This is a genomic window from Amycolatopsis suaedae (assembly GCF_004214935.1).
In the GTDB taxonomy this organism is placed as follows: Bacteria; Actinomycetota; Actinomycetes; order Mycobacteriales; family Pseudonocardiaceae; genus Amycolatopsis; species Amycolatopsis suaedae.
In genome coordinates this window covers 85473-104673 of the sequence record NZ_SFCC01000014.1, presented here as the reverse complement: position 1 = coordinate 104673, position 19201 = coordinate 85473, and the positions used below count along the sequence as shown (strand labels likewise).

The following is a 19201-nucleotide window of genomic DNA, read 5'->3' as shown; positions in this document are numbered from 1 at the left end:
CCGACCACAGGAAAGGGGCTCAGCTGACCGCCGGGAGGATCCGGCCACGCACCTCGCCGAAGCCGATCCGGCCGCCGTCCGCGCCCGGCGCGGTGGCCGAGATGACGACCTCGTCGCCGTCCTCCAGGAACGTGCGTTCCTCGCCGCCGACGCGGACCGGCTCCTTGCCGCCCCAGGTCAGCTCGATGAACGCGCCACGCTGCGCCTTCTCCGGCCCGGAGATGGTGCCCGAGGCGTACAGGTCGCCGGTCCGCGTCGACGCGCCGTTCACCGTCAGGTGCGCCAGCATCTGGGCGGGCGACCAGTACATCGTGCGGTACGGGGGCCGGGAGACCTCCTCGCCGTTCCAGGACACCGACAGGTCGATGTCCAGTCCCCACGGCTCGTCCTCGCGCAGGTACGGCAACGGCCGCGGGTCCTGGACGGGGGTGGGCACGCGGGCAGCCTGGAGCGCCTGCAGCGGCACCACCCACGGCGAGATCGAGGTGGCGAAGCTCTTGCCGAGGAACGGGCCCAGCGGCACGTACTCCCACGCCTGGATGTCGCGGGCCGACCAGTCGTTGACCAGAACCGCGCCGAACACCCGGCGGGAGAACTCCGCGGCGGGCACGGCCGATCCCAGCGGCGAGCCGGTGCCGACGAGGAAGCCCAGTTCGGCCTCGATGTCGAGCCGGCGGCACTCGCCGAACGTCGGCTCGGTCTCGGCCGGGGCCTTGCGCTGGCCCTTCGGGCGCACGATGTCGGTGCCGGAGACCACCACCGTCGCGGCCCGGCCGTGGTAGCCCACGGGCAGGTGCTTCCAGTTGGGCAGCAACGGTTCGGCGTCCGGCCGGAACAGCCTGCCGAGGTTGCTCGCGTGGTGTTCGGAGGCGTAGAAGTCGACGTAGTCCGCGATCTCCACCGGCAGGTGCAGGCGCACCTCGCTCACCGGGTGCACGGCGGCGTCCGGGACGTCCCCGGCGATCAGGTCGCCGATCCGGCGGCGGGTCCCGGTCCAGAAGTCGTATCCCCGTGCCATGAACGCGTTCAGCGACGACCGCGCGAAGACGTCGTCGCCGAGCGCGGCGGCGAGGTCGACGACGTGGTCGCCCGCCCGCACGCCCACCCGCGGCTCGCCGCCTGCCACGGAGAACACGCCGTAGGGCAGATTGTCCTTGCCGAACAGCGAATCCCGGGGGATGTCGATCCTGGTCACGCGGTCTCTCCCTCTTCCTCGGCCAGCCCGGCCGGTACCAGGCCGAGTGCCGCCAGCTCGGTGACGGGTTCGATGACACTGCAGGTGCCGAACGACCGGAACCGCTCGCGCACCGACTCGTCCACAGTGGACACTTGGGCGGCGACCGCCGCGCCGTCCCGCTCGGCGAGCACGGCGGCCAGTTCGGCGTCGCCCGCGCCGGACATCGCCGCCGCGGTGGCCAGCAGCAGGTTCAGGAAACCGTGTTGCTCGAAACCGGTCTCCGGGTCGGTGTTGCGGATCGCGTGGTGCAGCCCGGCGGTCGCCTTGAACGCCACCCCGGCCCGCACGGCCGCGCCGACCGCCGCGGCCAGCTCGGCCTCGTCCGGGTACAGCTCGGCACGGACCCCGCCGGTGCGGAACTTCGCCTGACGGCCGGTGTCCGCGCAGGCCGCGAGGAAGTCCGCGCGCCGCTCGTCGCGGGGAATCTCGACGAACACGGGCACCTCCCCCGCCGGGCCGAGCGCGCCGAAGAACCCGGTGGCGCTCATGCCCTCCGGCGCCGCGACCTCCAGGCTCTGCAGCCGGACGGGCAGCGCCGCCGCGGCGGCCATGACGCCGGGCAGCTGCGCGGGCCCGCCCGGCGCCGTCACACTCAGCTCGAGCGGGCCGTCCAGGAGCGCGCCCAGCTCGTCCAGCGCGGGTGCCGCCAGGACGAGCGGGCCGACCATGTCGCGGTAACGGGACCGCCGGTGCCGGGCGTGGGCGGGCACGGCCTCGGGCAGCGGGGTGAGTCCCGGCGGGAACACCGCCGCGTCGTCGAGCAACCGGGCGAAGACGCTCATCCCGCAGTTCCTTCCTCCGGCTCGGGCCAATGTAGTCAAGGTATTTACTACCCTATGCGGGCGCAAGGGCCCGCCGGCCCCCGCGCCGCCTCAGCTACGGCCCCGCACGTCGAACTGGTCGCGGTTGGTGATGAGCTTGTTCAGCAGCAGGACCAGGATGCGCTGCTCGGCCTCGGTGAGCACGCTGGTCCACTCGTGCTCGCGGCGGTTCTGCCGCCCGAACACCTCGACCATCTCCCGGTGGCCGCGCGCGGTGAGGGCCAGCAGGACCGAGCGCCCGTCACTGCGGCTCGGCGACCGGTCCAGCAGCCCGTCCGCGACCAGCGGCTTGGCCAGGTTGGACACCGCGGCGCGGCTCATCCCGGTGAGTTCGGCCGCCTTCTTCGCCTCCAGCGGCCCGGCGAGCCAGGTGACGAACAGCAGCCGGAACGCCGACCACGACCGGCCGCTCGGCCGGTGGACGCTGGCCTCCAGGTCGTAGGTGACGACGCTGGAGGCGCGGTTGAGGGTCAGCAGCACCTCGGTGGCCAGCTGGTGCTCGAAGCCGAACTCACCGGCGAGCCGGCGGTGGGCGAGCTCGATGAAGGACCAGAAGTCGAGCTCGCCCTCGGCCATGTTCACGCCCCGCCGTCCACTCAGATAGTCAATATCTAAACTACCTGACGGTGCGCCTCAGGACAGGTGGTGCACCTCCTGCAGGCCGTACACCGGGGTCGGCAGCCCCTCGTACCGTGCCTTCAACTGCAGGGCGAGGTAGAGCGAGTAGTGCCGGGACTGGTGCAGGTTCCCGCCGTGGAACCACAGCCCGGGCTGCTGGGTCGGCTTCCACATGTTGCGCTGCTCGCCCTCCCACGGCCCCGGGTCCTTGGTGGTGCCCGAGCCCAGGCCCCAGCACTTGCCGACCCGATCGGCCATCTCCTGCCCGCACAGGTCGGCGACCCAGCCGTTCATCGAGCCGTAGCCGGTGGCGTAGACGACGAGGTCGGCGTCGAGTTCGGTGCCGTCGGCGAGGACCACTCCGGTCCGGGTGAGGTGGTCGACCTGGCCGTGCGCCAGCGCGATCTTGCCGTCCGCCACCAGTTCCGACGCGCCGACGTCGATGTAGTAGCCGGAGCCGCGGCGCAGGTACTTCAGGAACAGCCCGGACCCGTCGTCACCCCAGTCGTGCCGGAAACCGGCCTTCTCCAGCCGCTGGTAGAACTCCGCGTCCCGTTCCCTGATCTTGTCGTAGATGGGGATCTGGAACTCGTGCAGGATCCGGTACGGCAGCGAGGCGAACACCATGTCGGCCTTCTCGGTGGTCATGCCCGCGCGCACGGCCCGTTCCGAGTACAGGTCGCCGAGGCCGAGTTCCATCAGCGAGTCCGACTTCACGACGTGGGTGGACGAGCGCTGCACCATGGTCACGTCGGCGCCGTGCTCCCACAGCGCGGCGCAGATGTCGTGCGCGGAGTTGTTGGAGCCGATGACGACGGCCTTCTTGCCCGCGTAGGCGTCCGGGCCGGGGTGCTGCGAGGAATGGTGCTGGTCTCCCTCGAACACGTCCATGCCGGGGAACGAGGGCAGGTTCGGCTTGCCGGACATGCCGGTGGCGAACACCAGGTGCTCCGGGGTGAGCACGACCTGCTCGCCGTCGCGGTCGACGACGACCCGCCAGCGCCCCGCCTGCTCGTCGAACGCGGCCGAGGTGACCGTCGACCGCGTCCAGTAGGGCACCTCCATGACCCGGGTGTACATCTCCAGCCAGTCCGCGATCTTGTCCTTCGGCGCGAAGACCGGCCAGTTGTCCGGGAAGGGCAGGTACGGAAGGTGGTCGTACCAGACCGGGTCGTGCAGGCAGAGGCTCTTGTAACGCTTGCGCCAGGAGTCGCCGGGACGGTCGTTGCGCTCGACGACCAGCGCGGGCACGCCGAGCTGGCGCAGCCGCGCCCCCAGCGCGATACCGCCCTGCCCGCCGCCGACGACCACCACGAACGGCTGCCGGGTGTAGCCCAGCTCCGCGCGCTCGCGGTCCCGTTCCTCGGCCCAGGAACTGCGGTCCTCGAGCGCGCCGTGCCGCACGCCCTTGGGCCTGCGGTCTCCGCGTGGTTCCGGGAAGTCCTTCAGCTCACGCAGGCTGGTCAGGAGCGTCCAGGCACCCTCGTCGGTCAGCCGCAGGTGTCCCCTGCCGCGGCCGGCCGCCGTCTCGAACTCGATCCACGCCTCGACGACGCCGTCGGCTTCCGCGGGCGGCTCCGTGGTGCGGAACCCGGACGGGTCGACGGCGTCCAGGCACGCGGTGAGCAGGTGGGCCACCCCGGCCCGGCCCTCCACCGTCTTGAGGTTCCAGGTGAACGCCACCAGATCCCGCCAGTAACTGTCGACGGCGAACAGCGCCGAGGCGGCCTCGGCATCGCGGGCCGCGAGCGCCGACTCGAAGCGGGCCAGCCAGGCGTCCACCCGGGCCTGGGCGGACGGCTCCACCTGCACCCGGTCCAGCGTTTGGGACATCGCAACTCCTCCAGCAACGGCGATCGTGGTGTAGCGCCGATCACACCCGCGGCGGGAGGGGCGCCGAAAGGGTTGCACGGAATTGCACGCCGGTGGCCTGGCGACCGGTCCGGCACCGCACCTATCCTGGGACGGCTGACGCGATGACGCGGGAGGTGAGGTCGGTGCACGGCGCTCTCCCGCCGGGGCGGCATCTGCCCGCCTACGCCAGGGACCTGGTCCGCATGCACGAGGCCGTGCTGGGTGGCGGCCGCCCGCCGGTGCGCCCGCGCGACGTCGTGTCCCAGTCGTGGTCGCGGATGCTGCGGCTCGGGCTCACCGCGGACGGCATGAACGAACGCGACTCGCTCGGCGAGGACGAGCTCGCGCGGCGCCGCAACGACTCACCGCTGCGGGAGGTCGTGGACGGCCTCGGGCAGATCATCGGCGCCACCTCCGACGCCGCCCACATGCTGTTCGTGGTGACCGACGCCGACGGCGTCATCCTGTGGCGCTCGGGCACCGCCGCGGTCCGCCGCCGCGCCGACGACCTCGGCTTCATCGAGGGCACCGACTGGACCGAGGCCCGGGTCGGGACCAACGCGATCGGCACGGCGCTGGCCGAGGCCGCCCCGGTCGAGCTGCTCGCGGGCGAGCACTTCGAGCAGGGCCAGCATCCCTGGTACTGCAGTGCCTGCCCGATCCACGACCCGCGTACCGGCGACCTGCTCGGCATCATCGACGTCAGCGGCCCGGCGCTGGCGCTGCACCCGGCGGTCGGCGCGCTGGTCGAGACGGGCAGGCGGCTGGCCGAGGCCGAGCTGTGGCGGGCCCACCAGCAGCGGCTGGACCGGTTGCGGCGCAGCGCCGAGCCGGTGCTGGCCGGTATTTCCGGCGCCGCGCTCGTCGTCGACGACGACGGCTGGGTCGCGCACAGCAGCGGTGTCGCGGTCGGCGACCGCGTCGCCGCGCCCCGGGCGGACCGGCCGGTCGCGGTCCCCGGCGTCGGGGCCTGCCTGCCCGAGCGCCTGGCGCACGGCTGGCTGATCCGGCCGGCCGGTGACGGCCGCACCCTGCTGCTCGACCTGGAACTGGGCGCCACCCCGCTGCTGCGGGTGCGCACCGGGGACACCGGCTGGCGCCGGGCCATCACCCGGCGCCACGCGGAGATCCTGACCCTGCTGCACAAGGCGGGTCCGGCCGGGCTGTCCGCGGAGGCACTGAGCCGGGCGCTGTTCGGCGACGCCGGGCACGTGGTGACCGCGCGGGCCGAGGTGTCCCGGTTGCGCAGGCTGCTGGGCGCCGTCGTGGCCACCCGGCCGTACCGGCTCGCCGCCGGGGTCAGCCTCGTCATCCGGCCCGGTGGTGCCGCTGGTGACACCACGTGACCGAACCGCTATCCTCGGGCACCGAGTTTGCAGTCGGGGCCGCGAGGAGGATCTGACACCGATGTCAGCCACAGAACAGCCGGAGCCGGTGATCCTGGACGATGGCGTCCCCACCGCCGCCCGCGTCTACGACGTGATGCTGGACGGCAAGGACAACTACGCCATCGACCGGCAGGTCGCCGAGGCCAGTCTCGCGGTCATGCCGGAGCTGAAGGAGATCGCCCGGCACAACCGCGAGATCCTGCACCGCGTGGTGAGGCACCTGGCCACCGAGGCCGGCATCACCCAGTTCCTCGACCTCGGGTCCGGTCTGCCGACCGTGCGCAACACCCACGAGGTCGCCCAGGAGGCCAACCCGGACGCCCGCGTGGCCTACGTCGACATCGACCCGATCGTCCTCGCCCACGGCCGCGCACGCCTGCAGGACAACGACAACGTCGGCATCATCACCGCGGACATCCGCAAGCCGAGGGAGGTCCTCGACAACCCGGAGGTGCGCGGGCTGATCGACTTCTCCAAGCCGGTCTGCGTGATGCTCTGCGGCATCCTGCACCACATCCTCGACGAGGAGGATCCGCAGAACATCGTCGACACCCTGCGCGAGGCCGTCCCGTCGGGCTCGTACCTGTTCATCACCAACTTCACCAAGCTCGGCGACTCGCCGCAGAGCCAGGAACTGGAGCGCGTCCTGCTCTCCCAGCTGGGCACCGGCCGCGTCCGCAGCCCGGAGGAACTCGCCCGGTTCTTCACCGGCCTCGAGCTGATCCCGCCGGGCATCGTCCCGCTTCCGTTGTGGCGCCCGGAGAAGGTGATCACCGACGCGACCACCGTCGGCGTCCGCTTCATGACCGGCGGCGTCGGGTACAAGCCCTGACCCCAGCGGTCAGCCCAGGCAGGCCCGGACGGCCTTGATCAGCTCCAGCGCCCTCGGGTCGTCGCTGCGGTAGTTCCACAGGTTGGTGAGGTAGCCGAAGCCCACCTTGGCGTCGGGGTCGGCGAACGCGATCGACCCGCCGGCGCCGGGGTGACCGAACGACCCGGGGCCGAGCATCGGCATCGGCGCGCACGCCCGCCAGAACCCCAGCGACATGTAGAAGGACCGGTCGGCCGGGACGTCCAGCTCCGGCGGCAGGCCGTGCATCGGCGTCCGGTCGGTCTGGACGACCGTCGCCCGCTCGACCGTCGCCTGATCGAGCAACCGCACGCCGTCGACGTCGCTGACCGTGGCGGCGTACATCCGGGCCAGCGACCGCGCGTCGGTGAGCATGTTGCCCGCCGGGATCTCGGCGGCCCGCCAGGCCCGCGTGTTGTGTGCCTCCGGGTCGGTGAAGGCGCCGCCGAGCACGTTGGCACGGGCCTGGACCGAGTCCGGTCCCCACATGGTGTTGATCCAGGCGGTGACCGTGTCCGCGTCGAGCCCGGTCACCTCGATCAGCCCGGCGATCATGTCCTCCAGGCTGAGCGGGGCGGCGTTCTCGATGTGCGCCACCCGGTGCTCCTGCTCCTCCGGCAGCCCGATCCAGGCACTCAGCCCCAGCGGGGCGGCCACCTCGTCGGCGAAGAACCGGCCGACCGACTTCCCGGAGATCCGCCGGATCACCTCGCCGACCAGGAAACCGAAGGTCACGCTGTGGTAGACGTGTTCGGTTCCCGGCTGCCACAACGGCTTCTGCGCCTCGATCGCGCGGATCACCGGGTCCCACGCGACGACGTCGTCGAACGTCAGCGGCCCGTCGACGACCGGCAGGCCGGCCTGGTGCGACAGCAGCAGGCGCACCGGGATGTCCTGCTTGCCCGCCGCACCGAACTCCGGCCAGTAGCGGGTCACCGGCGCGTCCAGGTCCAGCTCACCGCGCTGCGCCAGCAGGTGCGCGCAGATCGCGACGGCGCCCTTCGTCGTGGACGCGACCAGTGCGATGGTGTCCCGCCCCCACGGCCGGTTCGCCGCGCGGTCGGCCACGCCGTCCCACAGGTCGACGACCGGGCGGCCGTCCACGTAGACCGCACACGCCGCACCCAGCTCGTCGCCCCGGTCGAAGTTGGCGCGGAACACGTCGGCGACCTTGCCCCAGCCGTCCTCGACACCGTTCGTGCCAGTCATTGCCTGTCTCCTTGTCGTTGATCCCCGTTGACGAGGACCACGATCACCGGCGTTGCTGACACCGGGCCGCCACGGCGCTGACACGGGTCAGGGAGTCTGGTTCCACTCCAGGCCGATTCCGGCGATGCCGGGGCCGGCGCCGTCGAAGTAGGCGCTGGCCACGGCGCCGAGGCCGCAGACCAGGTCCTCCTCCTCGGTGGGGGCGCTGTGTTCGTAGGCCCGGAACTCGCGGACGCAGCGCGCGGGCAGGGTCGCCGGCGAGAACCTGATCTGCAGCAGGTAACTGGACACCGGATCGCGCAGCATGCGGAAGTAGCCGGGCGAGGTCGTCTCGCAGGTGTCGCGCACGGCGTAGCCGAACACGTGCACCTCGCCTTCGGCGAGCCTGCGGTCGAACAGCAGCTCGGCGGCGAGGATCCCGTCGCCGTGCCTGCGGATGCGCCCGGCCCGGCAGCCGTCGGCGGCACGCAGCTCGACCGGTCCGCTGCGCTGCCCCGGGTCCGCGGTGTGGACGATCGTGTACCGGTCGGGCCTGCCCGCCCTGCCGCGGACCACCAGCCGGGAGGCGACCTCGGCCATGGCGCCGCGGCTGTTCAGGGTCACCTCGGTGTGCACGGTGAGCAGGTCGACGTCGGCGTTGTAGCGGGTCGGCGCCGGGTAGGCACCCAGCTCGGCCAGCAGGTCGTCCACCACCGGGCCGGTGGTGGCCGGGCGCAGCTGGGAGAACGAGGTCTTCAGCGACAGGCACGGGGTGCGGGCCCGCCGCGGGCCGAGCAGGGTCACCAGGGAGTCGGCGGGCAGGTGCAGCACGCTCTCCAGCGCGCGGACCGTCGGCAGGGCGTGCGGCACCTCGGGCCTGCGCAGGCCCCGCTGCCAGTAGCTCAGCGTCGACTGGCCGACCGCGACGTGGTGGCGCACGAGGTGGGCACGCAGCCGGGACAGCGACAGGCCGCGGTGGGTGATCGCCAGGCGCAGGGCGTCGTGGAACGTTCCGTAACGGAGAGCGCTGGCCAGACCGGGCGGCAGTTCCTCGGTCGCGTGATCGGGCATCGTCGCCCTCCGGCTGGATTGTGACTTTCGGCCAGTGTGAACAGGGCGGAACGTTCACACAACCGGCGGACGGCGGGTACCGCACGACGCACTGCCGGGCGGAACGGTCCCGGCGTGAAACCGGGGCTCTTGCGGCAGGTCCGCGCGTCCGGCCACGGTGGCGCTCCCCCACCTCGAGTCACCATGGAAGGAGCGCCTGTGAGCACCCTGCGTTCACGCGCCGCCATCGCCATCGGGACGGTCCTGGGCAGCATGCTGCTCGCGCAGCTGCCGGCCACCGCGGAGCCGGACGCCCGCCTGGACTTCACCATGCAGGCCCAGCAGAAGAGCAACTGGTGCTGGGCCGCCGCGGGCACCAGCATCGCCGTCTACCACGGCACGTCGGTCAACCAGACGCGGTTCTGCCAGCTGGCCCACGACGAGTCCGGCCGCGACTGCTACAACAACCAGGGCCACCTCGGCGAGGTCCGGTACGCGTTCCAGCGGCTCGGTTACTCCGATCCGGGCAACTACCTGTCGAACTACCTCAGCTACAGCGCGATCCGCACCCAGATCGACCGCAGGCAGCCGATCGAGACCCGGATCCTGTGGTCGTCCGGCGGCGGGCACATGCACGCCATCTACGGCTACAGCGACAGCGGCGGGCAGTACGTCGACTGGGCCGATCCGTGGGGCAGCAACCCCCGCTACAACCGTTCGACCTACCGCAACTACATCAGCAACAACCAGTTCTCCTGGACCCACACCCTGACCGGAATCGCGAGGTGAACGCGGCCATGATGACCCGTGTCCTGATCGCCGGTGCCGTGCTGACGGCGGGCATGTTCGCCACGGCGGGCGCGGCAGGAGCCGCGCCGGTCCCCGCCGACGCCGACGCCGCGCGGTCCGCCGCCGCGGCGCCGTCGACCGTCCACGCCCTGGCCGGTTTCCTCGGCGACCTGCGGGTCCGCGAGGGCGCCCCGGCAGCCGCGACGGCCGTGACCGTCGGCGAGACGGTGCTGCCGGTGTACACGCTGTCGGCGGAGTTCGTCGCCGGTGCCGCCGGGGCCGAGCCGGGCAGGCTCGCCTACCTGGCCGTGCCCGCCGTCGCCGGTGACGGCCGGACCGCGACGGTCCAGGTCGTGCGCGACGGCGGCGGCTGGACGGTCGGCAACCTGGCCTCCGGTGACGAGGAGTTCCGGCTCGCCGGGAAGCTGCCCGGCGGCGCGGTCCTGCTGCACGAGCCGCAGGTGGACGCCTGGTACGCCACGGAGTCCGGCCGGCTGACCGTCCTCGACCCCGGCGGCAGCGGCCGGGCCGCGGGCGACGTCGTGACGGTGGCGGACTACCAGCGGGCGGTCGGCGAGCGCTACGGCGACAAGCAGGCCGGGTCCGGCTACGCCGCCGACGGGAAGGCGGGCGGCTACGGGCCTTCGTCCGAAGAGGACTCCCCGGTCCTGCCGCTGGCCCTCGGCGGGCTGGGCCTGGTCGCGGCCGGCGTGGCCGGGCTGCGGCTGCGCCGGGCCGTCCGCGGCTGAACCGTCAGTTCGACTCGGCCGTCACCGTGTGATGCGTGACGGTCGAGTCGAACTCGGTCAGCACCGCGACGGCGTCCGGCGCGACGTTGGCGGCGGTGACGTCGGCACCGGCGAAACTCCCGATCACGTCCAGCGAACTCCACCGGGTGATCACCTGGATCTCGACGTCCGTGCCGCGATCGCGTTCCAGCAGCACGGCGTCGAGGAATCCGTCGACGGTCCGCAGTTCCGGCAGCACGGCGCTGGTGAAATGCTCGCGGTACCGCGCCGCGTTGTCCGCCGTGGCGGACGCGCGCCAGATGCGTGCGATCACGGTTGTCCTCCCGGTCGGGCCACCCCCGCTCGCCCCTTCACGCGCCGAAGTTACCGGATCTCGCGCAGGGATTCCTCGGTCCGGGCCACGACGGCGCGCGGGCCGTCGATCACGATCGGGCGCTGGATGAGCGCCGGGTTGCCGGCGAGCAGCCGGATCCAGCGGTCGCGGTTCGCGGCGTCGCGGGGCAGGTCCGCGACGCCGAGGTCCCGGGCGGCCGGGTCCCCGGTACGCGTGATGTCCCACGGTTCCAGGCCCAGCTTGGCGAGCACCTCGGTCAGCTCGGCGGCCGTGGGCGGGGTGTCGAGGTAACGCCGCTCGGTGTACTCGGTACCCGCCTCGTCCAGGGCCTGCTTCGCCGCCCTGGACTTGCTGCAGCGCGGGTTGTGCCAGATCTCCATCCCGGCATTGTCCAGCAGGCGCGTCCCCGTGGGCGCGGAGGTGGCAGGCGAACCGCTCAGCTGACCAGCCCGCGCCCGGTGACCAGCGGCAGGTCCAGTGCCGTGAGCAGGCCCGGCCGGGCCTCCACGACGGCGGGGACGGCGTTGACCAGGCGCATGGCGGTGGCCTTGAGCCCGGCGGTGTTGTGGTCGCCGTCGGTGCCGAGCATCCGCAGGTCCAGCGTGTAGTTCGGTTCGCCGGTGACGACCACCCGGTAGCCGCCCTGGCCGGTGGGCTGCGGCCAGTCCGGCCCGAGGTCGCCACGCAGGCGGGTGATGTGTTCCAGCACGGTCACCGCCCTGCCGCCCCGCATGCCGCGGACCTCGAAGCGCAGCGCCGCGGCGGTGCCCTCCTCGACGCGGCCGCTGGCGATGTCGAACGACTCCGGCGCGGGGATCCGCTCGACCTGTTCCTCCACGCCGTCCAGTTCGACGTCGAGCCCGGCGGCGAGCTGGCGCACGACGCTGCCCCACGCCAGGGTCAGCACGCCCGGCTGCAGCAGCAGCGGTTTCTCGTCCAGTGGCTTGCCGAATCCCATGATGTCGAACAGGACCTTGGCGTTGTCGTAGGTCGAGTAGTCCAGGATCTCCAGGCAGCGGACCTGGTCGATGCGCTCGGACACCGACGTCAGCGCCAGCGGCAGCCAGTCGTTGGCGAAGCCGGGGTCGATGCCGTTGACCCACAGCGACGCGCCGCCCTCGGTGGCGGCCTGCTCGATGGCGGCAATGGAGTCCGGTGGCAGCAGGCCGTAGGGGTACTGCAGGAACACCGGGCCGGAGGAGACGACGTTGATGCCGGCGCGCAGGAACCGTTGCAGGTCCTCGACGGCCTCGGTCAGCCGGTCGTCGGCCATGGCGCAGTGCACGACGCAGTCCGGGCGCAGGGCCAGCAGCGCGTCGGCGTCGGTGGTGGCCGTGACGCCGAGGGTGCGGCCGAGACCGGCCAGGTCACCGGCGTCCCTGCCCGCCTTGGCCTCGCTGGACACCCAGACGCCGGCCAGTTCCAGGTCCGGGCGGGCGTCGATGCCCGCGATGGCGTGCCTGCCGACGTTGCCGGTGCTCCACTGCACCACGCGATAGGTCATCGTTCTCCCTCACAGATCCGGTAGCCCGAGTTCGAGGTTGGGTGCCTGGACTCCGCCGTCGACCTCCAGGATCTTGCCGGTGACGTAACCGCCCGCGTCGCTGGCCAGGTACAGCGCGGTGGCGGCGATCTCCTCGGGGGTGCCGAGCCTGCGCAGCGGCGTCGCGTTCTCCATGCGCGCCCGGATCTCCGGGTTGCCCGCGACGACCTGGAGTGCGGAGGTCAGCGTGGAGCCGACGGCGATGGCGTTGACCCGGATCCTCGGCGCCAGGTCGGCCGCGGCCAGCCGGGTGTAGTGGGCCAGGGCGGCTTTCGCCGTGCCGTAGCCGAGAAACCCGCGGCCTGCCGCCCACGACATGGTCGAACAGATGTTGACGACCGCGCCCGCGCCGCCGTCGAGCATGACCGGCACGGCGGCTCTGGTCAGCGCGTGGGCGGTGCCGACGTTGAACCGGAAGGCCTCGTCGAGGAACTCCGGCGTGGTGTCCAGGAACGGCATCGGGTAGGTGCCGCCGACGTTGTTCACCACGATGTCGAGCCTGCCGAACTCCGCCCGCGCGGTCCCGGCGAGCCCGGCGGCGGTGTCCGGTTCGGACAGATCGGCCGCCACCACGTGGGCCCGGCGGCCGGTTTCGGCCACCCGCCCGGCCACGTCGGCGAGGTCGGTCCCGGTGCGGGCGGCGATCACCACGTCAGCTCCGGCCTCGGCGAACGCCACCGCGACGGCGGCCCCGATCCCCCGGCCCGCACCGGTCACCACGGCGACCCGGCCGGTCAGCCGGAACATGTCGGGAACCATGGCTCCAGTGTTAAGCGTCAATGCTTAATAGGTCAAGGTGTGTGTATTAAAATATGCCCGTGTCCAGTCCCCGTGAGCAGATCATGCTGGCCGCCGAACGGCTGATCGCCGAGCGCGGGCCGGACGTGCCGCTGCGCGAGATCTGCGTGGCGGCCGGGCAGCGCAACAACTCCGCCGTGCAGTACCACTTCGGCGACCGCGACGGGCTGATCGCGGCGATCGTCGGCCACCGGCTCGGTCCCGAGGAGGACGAGCGGTTGCGCCGCCTGGCCGAACTGGAGGCCGCCGGTGACGGCGCCGATCCGCGGCGGCTGATCGCCACGCTGGTCGAGCCGATCTTCACCGTCGCCCGGCGAGACGGCGCGACCCATCACGCGCGGTTCCTCGAACAGGTTCGCGCCCATCCGGCGATGCGTGCGCTGGGCGCGCCGGACACCCAGCCGCCGGCGATCCGGATCATCCTGGCGCGGCTGGAGCGTGCACTGAAGCCGATACCGGCCGCGTTGCGGGCGCGCCGGCTGTCCGCGCTGGCGACCACCGAGTTCGCCCTGCTGGCCGACCACGAGCGGGCCGTGGAGGCGGGCACCGCGACGTCGTCGGCCGACGCACTGGCCGATATCGCCGCGATGCTGCACGCGATGTTGTTCGCCCCGGCGGCCTAGTCCCGCCATGCCCGGTTGGCCCGCCGGGCTGACGACGAGTGTCCAGGAGACGGCAGGCTCGGCCATCGCGTTCGCGGCGCGCCGGGAGTGGCGCGGAACCGCGCCGCCGGGTAAAAATCGCCAATTTGTCCCACGGGAGAGTGGTTTATTCGAACAGGTGTTCGTTTAGAATGGGTGTGTGGACGTTGACGGGGTGATTCCGGCGTGGCAGCTCTCGGAGGGGGAGTTGTCGGCCGCTCTGGTCGCGTCCGAGGCCGGGTTGGCGCGGGAGTACGCCCGCAACCTTGAACTGGTGGCCGAGGCGGACAAACGCGGTCTGGCGGGGAGTAATGGGTTTCGGGATACGGCGGCGCTGTTGGAGCGGGGGATGCGGGTCTCCCGCCGGGAAGCCCGCGCCCGGGTCGCCGCCGCCACCGCGGACCTCCCCGTACTGCGGGCCGCGTTGGCGGCGGGGGAGATCAGTTTTGAGCATGTGCGGGAGATTGAGCAGGTGCTGTCCAAGGCTCCGGGTTCGGTGACACCGGAGCAGTTGTCGGCGAGCGAACAGACCTTGGTGGAGTTGGCGAAGCAAGCCCCGCCGGCGAACGTGCGCAAAGCGGGCCGTCGGTTGCTGGCCCATTGGGATCTGGAGGACAAGCCACCGGCGGATGTCGATCGGGATTTGGCGCGGCCGCGGCGGGAGTTCCGGTACACGTTCACCCGGGAAGGCCGGATGCGGTTCACCGGGGAGTTCGATCCGGAGACCGCCGCGCTGGCCGAAGCGTTGCTGGTCCCGCTGGCCAAACCCGACGCCGCCGTGCAGGGCCTGCCGGATCAGCGCACCACGGCGGAACGCCACGGCGACGCGGTGGCGGCGGTGTTCGACCTGGCCGCCCGCGCCCCCGACCTCCCGGTCAAAGCCGCCGAACGAGCCGTGGTCACCGTGACAGTCGGCCTGGACGAACTCCAGCGGCGGGCCGGGACCGCGTTCCTGGACGGCTACGGCGCGGTCACCGTGGACCAGCTACGCAAGATGTGCTGCGACGCCCGCGTCGTGCCCGCCGTCCTCGGAAGCCAAGGCGAGGTCCTCGACCTGGGGCGCGCCGTGCGGACCGCCACCCCGGCCCAGCGGCGGGCACTGGCCCTGCGGGACAAGGGGTGTACGGCGCCGGGGTGTACCCGGGGGCCGAAATGGTGCGTGCCCCACCATACGGTGCACTGGGCCGACGGCGGCCCCACCAACCTCGCTGGGCTCGGCTTCACCTGCGAACGCGACCACCACCTGCTCCACCACGGCGGCTGGACCATGCGCCTGCACAACGGCGCCATCGAATGGATCCCACCCACCTGGTACGACCCGAAACGAAGACCCATCCGCAACACCGCACACGACCCACCACCCCGACAGTCAGGAGTGGACGGTGTCCGCCTTCAGCCCGACCGTCCGGCCGAGGCGAATCGCCGAGACAAGGAAGAAGATTCCGCCGAGGACCGCGTAGCCGGCCACGTTGGTCAATACCGGATCAGGGGCGGACGCTCCGATGACGAACGTCGTTCCGGCCAGCACGGAAAGACCGCCGCTGAGGATCATCGGCCACTGACCTCCCAGCGCGCGGCGGGCCACGGCAACGATCAGCTGGACGAGCCCGGCGACGATCGCCCAGGCGCCCCACACCCGCAGTACGGCAGGCAGCCCGGACGTGCAGGCAACAGCCAAGCCGACGGCCGCGAGCAAGCTGATCGCGATGTTGACGAGCAGGCCACGAACCGGCCCGGCGGCGCGGGACGAACGAGCGTCCACGACAGCCGCGACCACGTCGAACAGGGGATACAGAACCAGCAGGGTCACAGCCAGCGGCCCGAGCTGCGACTTGGTGACGAACAGCAAGCCGGCCCAGACGATGGCGAACGCGAACCGCACGAAGTACAGCCGGCGCAACGTCGGCGCGATCCCGCCCGCGGGTGAGTCAACGGTGGTCACGGTAGTCCTCTCGAATAACAAGACCGAACGTTCTATCTCTTTCAGAGTGGCCGACTCACCCACCCTGTGTCAAGACCGAACGTTCTACCTCATCATCGATCGCCGGGCGCGGCCGTCGACTACTTGGACCGCGTGGATCGCAGGATTCCGTCTACGCCACGGAGAAAGGTGTCGCAGACCTCCACCGGGTCCGCCAGGCAGCCCGACGCCATCGCACCGTCTCGCAGCATCACGAAGAGCCGCCCGGCGGGATCCGGCGGCGTCTCGCCGGCCTGCTCGAACAAGTCCGTGATGGTGCCGAGGAACCACTCCCGGTGAGCGAGGACGGCGGCATGCACGGGATGCCGGGGATCCGGGTACTCCGCTGCCGCGTTGAGGAAGGCACATCCGCGGAAGTGCGGCGACTGGATTCCCTGCGCGATCGACTTGGCGACCGCCCGCAGGACCTCGACCGGCGGCAGGCCACTGGCGAGAGCCTCGCCGACTCCGTCACGCTCCATGTCGTGGACGCCCCGTAGATAGGCGACGACGAGGTCTTCCTTGCTGGGGAAATGCCGGTACAACGTGGCACGGGTGACCTTCGCCTCCGCGACGATCCGGTCGATCCCCACGGCGTGCAGCCCCTCCGCGTAGAAGAGCTGCGTGGCCGTCGCCAGCAGCCGCGACCGTGCTTCGGACACCTGACCTCGAGCGTTGCGCGCCATCGGAACACAATGTAACAGACAGAACGGTCGGTATCCGGCGAGTCGCCAGGGCCCGCGGGCCTGGTCACGGGGTGAAGGACATCTCCAGGATGCCGCCGGAGAAACCGGGCCGGAGCACCGCCTCGACCCGCAGGAACCGTGCGTGCACCGGGTCGAAGCGGACGACGTTGTCCCGGTCCCGGTCCGTCCCGTACGGGCCGGCGCCGGGAACCGGGCGCCAGGTCTCGCCGTCCAGCCAGAGCACCCGCCACGACGCGGGCACGCGGCACTGCCCCACGCCGGTGTCGTCGAACCAGTACACCGCGGCCTGCCCGATCGTGCGCGGCTCACGCAGGTCCCACTGGATCCACTCGGTGCTGCCGCGCCGGTCCCACCAGGTGAAGCGCGGGATCGACTGGTCACCGGAACCCGCCGGGGTCCTGCCGTCGTTGACGGCCTCGTAGGAATCGTGCTGGTAGACGTGCGACGCCGTGATGTGCGGCCGCCGCTGCCAGCGGTGGCCGCCGCCCCCGGCCGGTGTCGTCGGGAACGAGGTGATCCGCAGCCGCGCGGCCCCCATCGGGATCAGCGTCACCGTCTCGGCCGGGGCGTCGGAGCGGGCGGGGCTGGGCTGCAGCAGGCCGACGACGTTCTCGCTGTCGGCTTCCCACTCGGCGATGCGCTTGGCCTGGGCCCGCAGCCGCACCGGTGCGCCGTCGTGGGTGAACGGGTTCCCGCTCACCGGCCGCCGCTCCACGTCGAAACCGCCGGGGGTGACCAGCCCGTAGTTCCACGGCGAGGTCGGATACACCGCCAGCGCCGGCCACTCCGGCGTGCCGCCGAACCGTTCGACGCGTTCGCCGATCTCCAGCGAGTACGTCAGTGGTCCACGGTCGACCGACACCGAGTCGTGGTTGTCGTGCCAGCGGCGGGTCGTGATCCGCATCGGCAGCCGCAGGGTGAGCACGTCCCCGCTGTGCCAGGTCCGGTCCACTGTGGACCACTGTCCGGCGGCGGCGGGGACGGGCGCGGCCCCGGGTGCCTGCACGGTCGCTCCCCTCGCCCAGTGCGGGATGCGCAGGTACAGCGGGAAGGCCACCGGTTTCGGCGTGGTGACGGTCAGCCGGACCTGCTCGTCGAACGGGTACTCGGTGTCCTCGGTGATCACGACCTCGGTGCCCTCGCCGACCACCGCACGGACCTCGCTTGGCGAGTACATCGACGCGGCCAGGCCGCCGTCGCAGGTCGCCAGCCACAGTTCCTCGGTGAAGTACGGCCAGCCCATCCCGTAGTTGTGCGGGCAGCAGCGGTACTCGTGGATGCCGGGTTTGTAGGCCTGCATGGGAAACCCGTTCTGGAACTGGCCGTGCTTGAGCCCGTCGTCGAGCTGGACGCTGTTGGCGCTGGTGACGTAGTGCAGCACGCGCTGCTCCGCGTCGTAGGACGCCGGAAGCAGGTTGAACGCCAGATCCTCGCACCGGTCGGCCCACGAGGTGTCCGCGGTGAACCGGGTGAGCAGCTGGAAACTGTGCATGAACTCGACGATCCCGCACGTCTCGAAACCCTGCCGCGGATCGCCGAACCCGGGACGGCAGTTCTCGTCGCCGGCGAACCCTCCCCCGGCGAACTGGCCGTAGCGCGACATCACGGTGCCGTAGTTGCGGTAGGTGGCCTCGCGGAACCGGGCGTCGCCGGCGAGCAGGCCGTACTGCAACGGTTCCCGGAAACCCTGGGCCAGGTTGACGTTGTGCCAGGTGGGGATTCCGGTGGTGTAGTCGGCCGAGCCGCGGTGCATCTTCGTCGCCAGGTCGAGCAGCCAGCCCTCGCCCGTGCGGTTGTACAGCCAGTACACGCTGTCGATGTTGTCGCCCCAGCGGAAAGCGCCCCACGAGCGGTTGAACACCTCGGCAGGCTGACGGTTCTGGAAGTCGAAGTAGCGGGTCATGAACGGAACCACGCGGTCGTCGCCGGAGTACTCCTGCCACGACCGCAACGCGCCCAGCAACGGCATACCGGGCCAGAAGTCCGGGCCGCCCTCCAGCGAGGTCCGCAGGCCCTCCGGGCCGAACCAGCCGTCGGCGGCCTGCGTCGCCATGATGCCCTGGATCCAGCGTTCGGCCTTGCCGAGAATGCCCTGGTCGCCGGTGACGTAGCCGAGATCGCCGAGACCACGCAGCCAGTACGGCAGTTCCTCCCAGGCTCCCAGCCGGGGGTTGACCCAGCCGTTGGTGTCGTAGACCAGGAAACCGGACACCTCGTCGAACCGCCCGGCCAGGCCGTGGATCTGCAGGTCGAGCTGCTGACGCAGCCAGCCGCGTGGGCGGACCGCGCCGGGCGGGAGCTTCTGGAACGGCACCGGCTGCAGCGGCGCGCGGTTGGGCACGTAGTGCCCGCCCCGGGACGGCCGGGGCCCGCCACGCATCCCCTCGGGGGCGGCATGTGCCTGCCAGGGCAGCGCGAGCGCGGCACCGGCGAGCGCGAGCCCGCCGAGAAACCGCCGTCTGCCAACGGGAACTGACGTGAATTCGGGCTCTCGCTTCATCGCGGACCTCGTCGTCTCGGGGCGGCAGGGGGAGTTCGAGGACGTGAGCAACTCTCAGCCATATTTCAACTTCAAACGGAAGAAGTCAATAATCAACAGATTGATGTTGGACAATGTTGGATTCGCTGTGCGATTGCCAACTGGGATACGGCCCGGCGCGTTCTTCTCACTTGC

The 19201-nt window shown here is 71.5% G+C and carries 18 protein-coding genes; 6 read left to right on the top strand and 12 right to left on the bottom strand.

Annotated elements, in window-relative coordinates; translation table 11 throughout:
* Positions 1–19: 19 nt before the first annotated feature.
* From fahA to EWH70_RS26165, 4 genes are all read right to left on the bottom strand, one after another.
* Complete coding sequence (gene fahA, locus EWH70_RS26180) at positions 20–1195, bottom strand: fumarylacetoacetase (RefSeq protein WP_130478188.1); 1176 nt, start codon at positions 1193–1195, stop codon at positions 20–22.
* Positions 1192–2019: a hypothetical protein gene (locus tag EWH70_RS26175; RefSeq protein ID WP_130478187.1), complete on the bottom strand. Its 828-nt coding sequence runs from the start codon at positions 2017–2019 to the stop codon at positions 1192–1194. The genes fahA and EWH70_RS26175 overlap by 4 nt, the downstream gene beginning before the upstream one ends.
* A 90-nt stretch (positions 2020–2109) precedes the next feature.
* Positions 2110–2634, bottom strand: a complete 525-nt coding sequence (locus EWH70_RS26170; protein ID WP_130478186.1) for a MarR family winged helix-turn-helix transcriptional regulator — start codon at positions 2632–2634, stop codon at positions 2110–2112.
* A gap of 57 nt (positions 2635–2691) precedes the next feature.
* Positions 2692–4509, bottom strand: a complete 1818-nt coding sequence (locus EWH70_RS26165) for a flavin-containing monooxygenase (RefSeq protein ID WP_130478185.1) — start codon at positions 4507–4509, stop codon at positions 2692–2694.
* A 143-nt stretch (positions 4510–4652) separates the two neighbouring features.
* Here EWH70_RS26165 and EWH70_RS26160 point away from each other — a divergent pair, with 143 nt between their 5' ends.
* Entirely contained in the window at positions 4653–5876 is a 1224-nt protein-coding gene (locus tag EWH70_RS26160) for a sigma-54-dependent transcriptional regulator family protein (RefSeq protein ID WP_130478184.1), read from the top strand.
* Positions 5877–5937: 61 nt separating this feature from the next.
* Positions 5938–6750: an SAM-dependent methyltransferase gene (locus EWH70_RS26155; RefSeq protein ID WP_130478183.1), complete on the top strand. Its 813-nt coding sequence runs from the start codon at positions 5938–5940 to the stop codon at positions 6748–6750.
* Positions 6751–6759: 9 nt separating this feature from the next.
* Here EWH70_RS26155 and EWH70_RS26150 read toward each other — a convergent pair whose 3' ends face one another.
* Both EWH70_RS26150 and EWH70_RS26145 read right to left on the bottom strand, forming a co-directional pair.
* A complete protein-coding gene (locus EWH70_RS26150) occupies positions 6760–7977 on the bottom strand; it encodes a serine hydrolase domain-containing protein (protein WP_130478182.1) in 1218 nt (405 codons plus the stop codon).
* A gap of 87 nt (positions 7978–8064) precedes the next feature.
* Positions 8065–9027 carry a hypothetical protein gene (locus EWH70_RS26145; RefSeq protein WP_130478181.1) on the bottom strand — a complete coding sequence of 321 codons (963 nt, stop codon included), beginning with the start codon at positions 9025–9027 and terminating at the stop codon, positions 8065–8067.
* Between the two features lie 198 nt (positions 9028–9225).
* On the opposite strand from EWH70_RS26145, the gene EWH70_RS26140 reads away from it, so the two are divergent.
* A complete protein-coding gene (locus tag EWH70_RS26140; protein ID WP_338078615.1) occupies positions 9226–9795 on the top strand; it encodes a papain-like cysteine protease family protein in 570 nt (189 codons plus the stop codon).
* Between the two features lie 8 nt (positions 9796–9803).
* Complete coding sequence (locus EWH70_RS26135) at positions 9804–10544, top strand: hypothetical protein (RefSeq protein WP_240687239.1); 741 nt, start codon at positions 9804–9806, stop codon at positions 10542–10544.
* A gap of 4 nt (positions 10545–10548) precedes the next feature.
* On the opposite strand, the gene EWH70_RS26130 is transcribed toward EWH70_RS26135, so the two are convergent.
* The 4 genes from EWH70_RS26130 to EWH70_RS26115 are packed head-to-tail and all read right to left on the bottom strand — an operon-like array spanning position 10549 to position 13180.
* Entirely contained in the window at positions 10549–10857 is a 309-nt protein-coding gene (locus tag EWH70_RS26130; protein ID WP_130478179.1) for an antibiotic biosynthesis monooxygenase, read from the bottom strand.
* Between the two features lie 50 nt (positions 10858–10907).
* A complete protein-coding gene (locus EWH70_RS26125; RefSeq protein WP_130478178.1) occupies positions 10908–11258 on the bottom strand; it encodes an arsenate reductase family protein in 351 nt (116 codons plus the stop codon).
* A gap of 56 nt (positions 11259–11314) precedes the next feature.
* The gene (locus EWH70_RS26120) at positions 11315–12382 is read right to left on the bottom strand and encodes an NAD(P)H-dependent amine dehydrogenase family protein (RefSeq protein WP_130478177.1); all 1068 of its coding nucleotides are present in this window, start codon (positions 12380–12382) and stop codon (positions 11315–11317) included.
* A gap of 9 nt (positions 12383–12391) precedes the next feature.
* Positions 12392–13180, bottom strand: a complete 789-nt coding sequence (locus tag EWH70_RS26115) for an SDR family oxidoreductase (protein ID WP_130478176.1) — start codon at positions 13178–13180, stop codon at positions 12392–12394.
* 59 nt (positions 13181–13239) lie between these two features.
* Here EWH70_RS26115 and EWH70_RS26110 point away from each other — a divergent pair, with 59 nt between their 5' ends.
* A complete protein-coding gene (locus EWH70_RS26110) occupies positions 13240–13842 on the top strand; it encodes a TetR/AcrR family transcriptional regulator (RefSeq protein ID WP_205669262.1) in 603 nt (200 codons plus the stop codon).
* Between the two features lie 178 nt (positions 13843–14020).
* Positions 14021–15787, top strand: a complete 1767-nt coding sequence (locus EWH70_RS36785; protein WP_476692393.1) for an HNH endonuclease signature motif containing protein — start codon at positions 14021–14023, stop codon at positions 15785–15787.
* Positions 15788–15921: 134 nt separating this feature from the next.
* Here EWH70_RS36785 and EWH70_RS26095 read toward each other — a convergent pair whose 3' ends face one another.
* Both EWH70_RS26095 and EWH70_RS26090 read right to left on the bottom strand, forming a co-directional pair.
* Positions 15922–16482, bottom strand: coding sequence for a TetR/AcrR family transcriptional regulator (locus EWH70_RS26095; RefSeq protein ID WP_205669273.1), 561 nt, complete (start codon positions 16480–16482; stop codon positions 15922–15924).
* An 88-nt stretch (positions 16483–16570) separates the two neighbouring features.
* Positions 16571–19027, bottom strand: a complete 2457-nt coding sequence (locus EWH70_RS26090; RefSeq protein ID WP_130478173.1) for a beta-L-arabinofuranosidase domain-containing protein — start codon at positions 19025–19027, stop codon at positions 16571–16573.
* Between the last annotated feature and the right edge of the window lie 174 nt (positions 19028–19201).

What these genes read in the sequence shown, in the direction of transcription:
- EWH70_RS26135 (WP_240687239.1), top strand. Translation starts at nt 9,804, where the DNA reads ATGATGACCCGTGTCCTGATCGCCGGTGCCGTGCTGACGGCGGGCATG.
- EWH70_RS26170 (WP_130478186.1), bottom strand. Translation starts at nt 2,634, where the DNA reads ATGGCCGAGGGCGAGCTCGACTTCTGGTCCTTCATCGAGCTCGCCCAC.
- EWH70_RS26090 (WP_130478173.1), bottom strand. Translation starts at nt 19,027, where the DNA reads ATGAAGCGAGAGCCCGAATTCACGTCAGTTCCCGTTGGCAGACGGCGG.
- EWH70_RS26160 (WP_130478184.1), top strand. Translation starts at nt 4,653, where the DNA reads ATGACGCGGGAGGTGAGGTCGGTGCACGGCGCTCTCCCGCCGGGGCGG.
- EWH70_RS26120 (WP_130478177.1), bottom strand. Translation starts at nt 12,382, where the DNA reads ATGACCTATCGCGTGGTGCAGTGGAGCACCGGCAACGTCGGCAGGCAC.
- EWH70_RS26150 (WP_130478182.1), bottom strand. Translation starts at nt 7,977, where the DNA reads ATGACTGGCACGAACGGTGTCGAGGACGGCTGGGGCAAGGTCGCCGAC.
- EWH70_RS26175 (WP_130478187.1), bottom strand. Translation starts at nt 2,019, where the DNA reads ATGAGCGTCTTCGCCCGGTTGCTCGACGACGCGGCGGTGTTCCCGCCG.
- EWH70_RS26155 (WP_130478183.1), top strand. Translation starts at nt 5,938, where the DNA reads ATGTCAGCCACAGAACAGCCGGAGCCGGTGATCCTGGACGATGGCGTC.
- EWH70_RS26145 (WP_130478181.1), bottom strand. Translation starts at nt 9,027, where the DNA reads ATGCCCGATCACGCGACCGAGGAACTGCCGCCCGGTCTGGCCAGCGCT.
- EWH70_RS26165 (WP_130478185.1), bottom strand. Translation starts at nt 4,509, where the DNA reads ATGTCCCAAACGCTGGACCGGGTGCAGGTGGAGCCGTCCGCCCAGGCC.
- EWH70_RS26115 (WP_130478176.1), bottom strand. Translation starts at nt 13,180, where the DNA reads ATGGTTCCCGACATGTTCCGGCTGACCGGCCGGGTCGCCGTGGTGACC.
- EWH70_RS26125 (WP_130478178.1), bottom strand. Translation starts at nt 11,258, where the DNA reads ATGGAGATCTGGCACAACCCGCGCTGCAGCAAGTCCAGGGCGGCGAAG.